This is a genomic window from Seonamhaeicola sp. (assembly GCF_028281565.1).
Classification (GTDB): Bacteria; Bacteroidota; Bacteroidia; order Flavobacteriales; family Flavobacteriaceae; genus Seonamhaeicola.
The window spans coordinates 145,463-152,357 of record NZ_JANQJQ010000011.1 but is presented as its reverse complement, the minus strand read 5'-3'; the positions used below and the strand labels follow the sequence as shown (position 1 = coordinate 152,357).

Here is a 6,895-nt window from a genome sequence, read left to right as displayed (position 1 = left end):
TCACATGGAAGCAGGAAGAGATAAGTGGTTACAACCTTTATTGGATGAAGCTTCTTCAGACTGTAAGGCCGAAGTGATGCAAGCCGAAGACCCGTTATTCATTCTGTATACCTCGGGTTCTACCGGGATGCCCAAAGGGATGGTACATACCACGGCAGGTTATATGGTCTATACGGCCTATACCTTTAAAAATGTATTTCAATATAGGGAAGACGATGTATACTGGTGTACGGCCGATATCGGCTGGATCACCGGGCATAGTTATATTGTGTATGGCCCCTTGGCAAACGGCGCCACCACGGTGATGTTCGAGGGGGTGCCAAGCTATCCCGATTTCGGGCGCTTTTGGGAGATTGTCGAGAAACACAAGATAAACCAGTTTTATACGGCTCCAACAGCCATTAGGGCCCTGGCCAAACAAGGTTCCGAACTGGTAGAAAAATACGATCTATCCTCTTTAAAGACATTAGGTTCCGTAGGCGAACCGATCAATGAAGAAGCCTGGCACTGGTACAATGACAATGTAGGGAAGAAGAAAAGCCCCATAGTAGATACCTGGTGGCAAACAGAAACAGGCGGTGTGATGATTACCCCCATTCCTTTTGTAACCCCTACCAAGCCTACCTATGCTACGCTTCCCTTTATAGGGATCCAGCCGGCCTTGATGGATGAAAACGGACAGGAGATCAAAGGGAACCAGGTTGACGGACGCCTGTGTGTAAAATTCCCATGGCCAAGTATGGCACGTACCATTTGGGGAAATCACCAAAGGTATAAAGACACGTATTTCTCAGCCTTTGAGAACAAGTACTTTACAGGCGATGGTGCGCTGCGTGACGAGGTCGGGTATTACCGAATTACGGGTAGGGTAGATGATGTGATCATTGTTTCCGGTCATAACTTAGGAACAGCCCCTATAGAAGATGCGGTGAATGAACATCCGGCAGTGGCAGAAAGTGCCATTGTAGGTTTCCCCCATGATGTAAAGGGCAATGCACTTTACGGTTATGTTATTTTAAAAGACACCGGTGAGAGCAGAGACCACAACAACCTTAGAAAAGAGATCAATCAGATTATTACCGAACACATCGGTCCGATAGCCAAACTGGATAAGATCCAATTCACCAGTGGCTTGCCCAAGACCCGTTCCGGAAAGATCATGAGGCGCATCTTAAGAAAGATAGCACATAAGGATACGAGTAATTTAGGAGATACCAGTACTTTATTAAACCCTGAGGTAGTGCAGGATATTATGGAGCATGCTTTGTGATAAAAGAATTTGCAAAGCCATCCTGTAGCTTAAGTAAATAAGTACTGGTGCTATTTCACCTACTTTGCATAAAATTGATAATTAGATAACAAAATAGTTGACATTATTTTATTTAATTTGCTAAATAATGATGCCTGCTAATTATTGATAAGTTCATTTGGTGACCAATAACAACATACTCTCTAAAGACGATTTAAAGAACATTTTTGACACGTATTATGAAGCACTTGTTCAATATGCCAATCGTTTTTTAACCCTAAAAGATGAATGTGAGGATTTGGTTCAGGACATTTTTGTAGGGCTTTGGGAAAAGGAAAATAGTTTTCCGGACGAAGTATCCCTTAAAGCGTATCTCTATAAAACTACCAGAAACAAATGTTATAATGTTATTAAGCATAACAAGGTAAAAGACAAATTTGCAGCTAGTACTGTAAAAGCATTGGAAGATGATACGTTGTTTCTAAAACAAATTTTAGAGGAAGAAGTGGTAAGGCAACTGTACCAGGCTATCAGTAAACTTCCTGAGCGAAAGCAAGAAATCATCAAGTTAAGTCTTAAAGGTCTTAAAAACAGTGACATTGCCGAGGAACTGGAAATCAAACTACAAACGGTAAAGACGCTTAAATCACAATCTTATAAAATATTAAGAGAGCAATTTGCTGAATATGATACACTTATTTACTTCTTGTTAGTGTATTAAATATCTCATTTACTGCTGTTTAATGTGTTTTTTGTGGTTTTTTTAAAAAAATTGCAAGTTTTAATAGTACCTTTTTCAATATAAGTTGTTCTATATGTAAATGCACAAGTAGATGAAAGATGTTTTCCACATATCGCGATTGATAATTAAGGAAAAACTAAAAGTTTTAACAGATTTGGAAAAAACAGATTTAGAGAGGCTAAATCATAAGCTCCCTTTTTCAGATAATGTCAAAATTGAAGATTTAGTAGATAAGGTTTCCTCATATTCAACCATTAATAAAGACAGAGCTTGGGAGGCTATAGAAGCCAAGTTCGGGAAAGTTCAAAATAAACCTAAAAGAGTCGTCAAATTATTTAATAGGCCCTGGCATAAGTATGCGGCAGCTGCTGTGTTTGTGGGCTTGTTAGCTACTGCTTACTTTTTTAAAGATAATTTGCTTAATAGCAGAACAAATCATGTTGAAACCCCAAGTATTGTTGATACCAATCTAATAGAACCTGGTACGGATAAAGCGACCCTAACTTTAGCTAATGGAGAGCAAGTTCCTTTGGAAAAAGGAACTGCTTTCCAAACCTCAAATGCTAATAGTAACGGAGAGCAAATTGTTTATGCTGCCGGTAATAGAAAAACAAAAGAACTTACTTATAACTACTTAACAATTCCTAGAGGCGGGCAATTTCATATAGTACTGTCGGATGGAACGGAAGTTTGGTTAAATTCGGAGTCCCAGTTAAAATATCCGGTAAGTTTCATTGACGGGGAAACGCGTCAGGTGGAATTGGTGTATGGAGAGGCCTATTTTGACGTAACGCCTAGTTCAGAAAACAATGGTTCCAAGTTTATCGTACTAAATAAGTCTCAAGAGGTAGAGGTTTTGGGTACAGAGTTCAATATCAAAGCTTATAGAGACGAAACCAATATTTATACTACGCTTGTAGAAGGTAAGGTCATTGTTGCGAATCAACAGGGTGTTACTCGAAATTTGACTCCCAATTACCAGTCAGTTTTAAGCATGGAAACTGCAGAATTTAAAATTACTACAGTAGATGTGAATTCAGAAACGTCGTGGAGAAGAGGCGTATTTAGCTTCAAGGGTAAGCCATTAAAAGACGTTATGAAAGTGATATCCAGATGGTACGATGTAGATGTTGTATTTGCAAATAAGGAACTGGAATCGATTAAATTTAAAGGGAACCTGAACAAAGATCGAAGTATTGAAAGAATTTTGTCATTAATGCTTTCCGATAAACTTAAATCTTACGAAATAAAGGATAAGACAATTATATTAAAGTAATTATTAACCACAATAAATAAAACTGTGCCTATGGAGTAAAAAAACAATCTAAAAAAAGAAGGATAAAGTCTAACTCGGCAAAGTCTAAAACTCTATCCTCTTGAATTCATTATCAATTAACTAAATGTTTAACTAATTAATAACACACAAATTTATGAAAATTAAATTAAGTAATACCCTCTTTCTGTATAAGAAGGGGCTTATTATAACCCTTATGAGAACTTTCATTTTTCTGTTTTGTGCTACAGTATTCTCTTTAACACCCAATGATATTGTATCCCAAAATTCTAAAATTATCATTGAAGAAGATAAGACACTTACTGTTGATGAGGTGTTTGATCTTATTATGGCTCAAACAGATTATAATTTTTTTTATGAGGAAGGTATTTTTAAAGAGTTTCCTAATATAAAAGTTAAAAAGGGAGTGATTAAAACAAGCAAGTTGCTTAAGCAGAGTTTGTTTAATGGCGATTTTGAAATCACGATAACTAATGATTATGATGTTCTTATAAAGAAGAAAGAACAAAAAATTGTAGATAAGCCGCAGGAATTTCAAGTTTCGGGTATCGTCACGGACCAAAACGGACAGCCTTTGCCCGGAGCAAATATTATTGAAAAGGGAACAACTAATGGAACTCAAACCGATTTTGATGGTAATTACTCCTTAACCGTATCAAGTAGCGATGCTACTTTGGTAATTTCATTCATAGGCTATCAAACAAAAGAGGTGCTTATTGCAGGCAATGCCACTTTAAATATTGTTTTGCAGGAGGATACTGCCAGTCTTGATGAAGTTGTTGTAGTGGGTTATGGAACGCAATCAAGAGTCAAAACTTCTTCTGCTGTTGCTAAGTTAGATTATCAGGGTGTTGAAGAAATCCCAAATGCTTCTTTTGAACAAGCATTAACAGGGGTATTACCTGGTGTGAGGGCAGTCGAATCCACAGGTAAGCCAGGTGGGGATAGCAAAATTGATATTAGAGGTATTGGTACGCTAACTGCCGGCTCAAATCCTTTGATAGTTTTAGATGGTTTGCCATTACCTTCAGGAGTAGGATTAGATGCCATTTCTGGAAATGATATTGCATCTGTTGATATTTTAAAGGATGCAGCTTCAGCCTCAATATATGGCTCTAGAGGGGCAAATGGAGTTATACTTGTCACTACAAAAGAAGGGAGATTTAATGATAAAGCTGAGTTTACTTTTGATGTAAGTACTGGTATTCAAACCGTTTCTAATAAAATTGATTTTATGGATGGTTATGAACTTGCAAGATATCAAGCAGCCAGTTTAAATAATGCATGGGAAGACCTAGGAGGGTCGGCTTCAGATCCTAATAGTGTGAGACCAATTAAATATCAATTACCTCCTTTTATGTTGCCTTACCTAAATAATGAACCAGGTCTGCCAAATACAGATTGGCAAGACGTTGTTTTTAGAAATGCAACTATAAACAATTACCATTTTTCAGTTAAAAAGGGGTCAAAAAATTTAAAATACTATATCTCCGGTGGTTATCTGGATCAAGAAGGAATCATTGTTGGTACTGGTTATGAAAGGTTCAACCTCAGAGCTAATTTAGAAGCTAACATAAGTGACCGTCTTACTTTTGGTATGAATTTAAGCCCGTCATTTTCAACTTCAGATGAGATTATTGAAGGAGGTCATTGGCAGGATGGACTTCTGATAGGTATCAATATGTCATTACCTTATTTTTCACCATATGATTCAGAAGGAAACCTAGCCCAAAGTACACAAATTACTGAAGGGATACCTTATGGGATGAGGGGAGTTGTAAACCCTTTGGCATTAGCCACTCAAATCGATAGCGAAGAAAATCGCTTTAACCTTTTTGGAGGTATATATTTTGATTACGAATTAATAGATGGTCTTAATTTTAAGACGTATTTAGGAGGAAGTTATTTTAATACTACGAACAGGTTCTTTAGACCAAGTTCGGCAGCTAGTTATGTAGATGCTGGCCCTACAACTGCATTAGGACGTAAAAGAGATGACCTAAATAGAAATTACTTGTTTGAAAATACACTGTCTTATAACAAAAAAATAGGTGATCATACTATTAATGGTCTTTTAGGATTTTCATACCAAAAAGATAATTTGTTTATAGATAATATCATTGCGGAAGGATTTTCAGATGACAATGTAAGAACGCTAAATGCAGGAACAATTGTAAGTGCTACCAACAGAGCTACTGGTAATTTTAGGTTACAAGAGACGGGTACATGGGAGGAAGAATCTGCATTGGTTTCCTACTTCGGAAGAATTCAATATGATTACAAAGACAAGTATTTACTGGCTGCTTCATTGAGAAGGGACGGGTCTTCAAGATTTGGTAAAAACAATAAATATGGATGGTTTCCCGCTATTTCAGCTGGTTGGAGAGTATCTCAAGAGGATTTCTTTGATGTAAATGGTATAGATGAATTAAAGATTAGAGCTAGTTGGGGTCGTACCGGTAATGACAATATACCTAATTACGGAGCAATTCCTTTAGTTCGACAAGGTGGTTATGTATTTGATGACAGTCAGGTAAATACCTATGAATTGGATACTTCGCCTAACGCGAATCTATCTTGGGAAACAAACGAAACTTTAGATATAGGTTTTGAGTTGGCAATTCTAGATAACAAGGTTAAGATTGTTGCAGATTATTATGATGCCAAAACTTCAAATCTATTATTAAATGTTCCAACACCAGCATCTGGTGGATATTCAACTTCCTTAAAGAACTTTGGTGAAATTAGTAATAAGGGATTTGAGTTGAACGTACTAGGTGATTTCAAAATTGGTGATGTTAGATGGAGTCCTGGCTTTAACTTTTCAACGAACAAAAATGAAGTGCTAAAACTTGGTCCTGGTCAGGATGAAATTAGTTCGGTGTTCCTTCATTTAACAAGAGTGGGTGACCCAATCGGTATGTTCTATGGCTATAATCACATTGGTTTATATGAGACAGCTTCAGATTTGGCAAGTTCAGCTTCTTATCCTGGAGCAACTGTAGGTAACTATAAGTATGAAGATGTGAACTCAGATGGAGTTATTGATGCTAATGACAGAACGATAATAGGAGATCCTTATCCGGATTATACGTTCGGTATTACAAACAAATTTGAATACAAGAATTTTGATTTGAGCTTCTTAATTCAGGGTGCTCAAGGTTATGATTTATTTTTAAATGGTCAATTTGTTAATTACACGCCTCGTGTTCAGGGAAGTATATTTTCTGAAATCAGTGATAACTATTTTATCTCTGAAGGAAATCCTAATAATGGTGAATATGCAAGACCAACTAGAGATGAGATCGGTGGAGGTTTTTCTCAAAACTCTGATTTAAAAATAAAAGATGCCTCTTATGTAAGGTTGAGAAATATTACGCTTGGGTATAACCTTGGTGAAAGTATACTTGATAAATTACCTTTTGAAAGAGCAAGATTGTACGTGTCCGGTAAAAATTTAATTACATGGACCGATTATCCATTGTACAACCCCGAAACTAATCCACAACCTAATGGTAATGGAGTGCTTGAACCGGGTATGGATTGGTCTGGGTATCCTGTAGAGAAATCAATTTCATTTGGTTTGAAGTTAACTTTTTAAATAGCATAA

4 protein-coding genes are annotated in these 6,895 nt (G+C 36.8%); all 4 read left to right on the top strand.

All coding sequences use genetic code 11. From position 1 onward, the window contains the following. A partial coding sequence (locus tag Q0983_RS05330) for an acetate--CoA ligase (RefSeq protein WP_299549876.1) occupies positions 1-1,270 on the top strand: 1,270 nt, incomplete at its 5' end. 160 nt (positions 1,271-1,430) lie between these two features. Further along, positions 1,431-1,970 carry an RNA polymerase sigma-70 factor gene (locus Q0983_RS05325; RefSeq protein WP_299549873.1) on the top strand — a complete coding sequence of 180 codons (540 nt, stop codon included), beginning with the start codon at positions 1,431-1,433 and terminating at the stop codon, positions 1,968-1,970. 112 nt (positions 1,971-2,082) lie between these two features. Then, positions 2,083-3,267 carry a FecR family protein gene (locus Q0983_RS05320; RefSeq protein ID WP_299549870.1) on the top strand — a complete coding sequence of 395 codons (1,185 nt, stop codon included), beginning with the start codon at positions 2,083-2,085 and terminating at the stop codon, positions 3,265-3,267. A gap of 214 nt (positions 3,268-3,481) precedes the next feature. Further along, complete coding sequence (locus tag Q0983_RS05315) at positions 3,482-6,886, top strand: TonB-dependent receptor (RefSeq protein ID WP_299549867.1); 3,405 nt, start codon at positions 3,482-3,484, stop codon at positions 6,884-6,886. Positions 6,887-6,895 lie beyond the last annotated feature (9 nt).

Excerpts from the sequence above, each read along its gene's own strand:
- Q0983_RS05315 (WP_299549867.1), top strand. The coding sequence starts at position 3,482 with ATGAGAACTTTCATTTTTCTGTTTTGTGCTACAGTATTCTCTTTAACA.
- Q0983_RS05320 (WP_299549870.1), top strand. The coding sequence starts at position 2,083 with ATGAAAGATGTTTTCCACATATCGCGATTGATAATTAAGGAAAAACTA.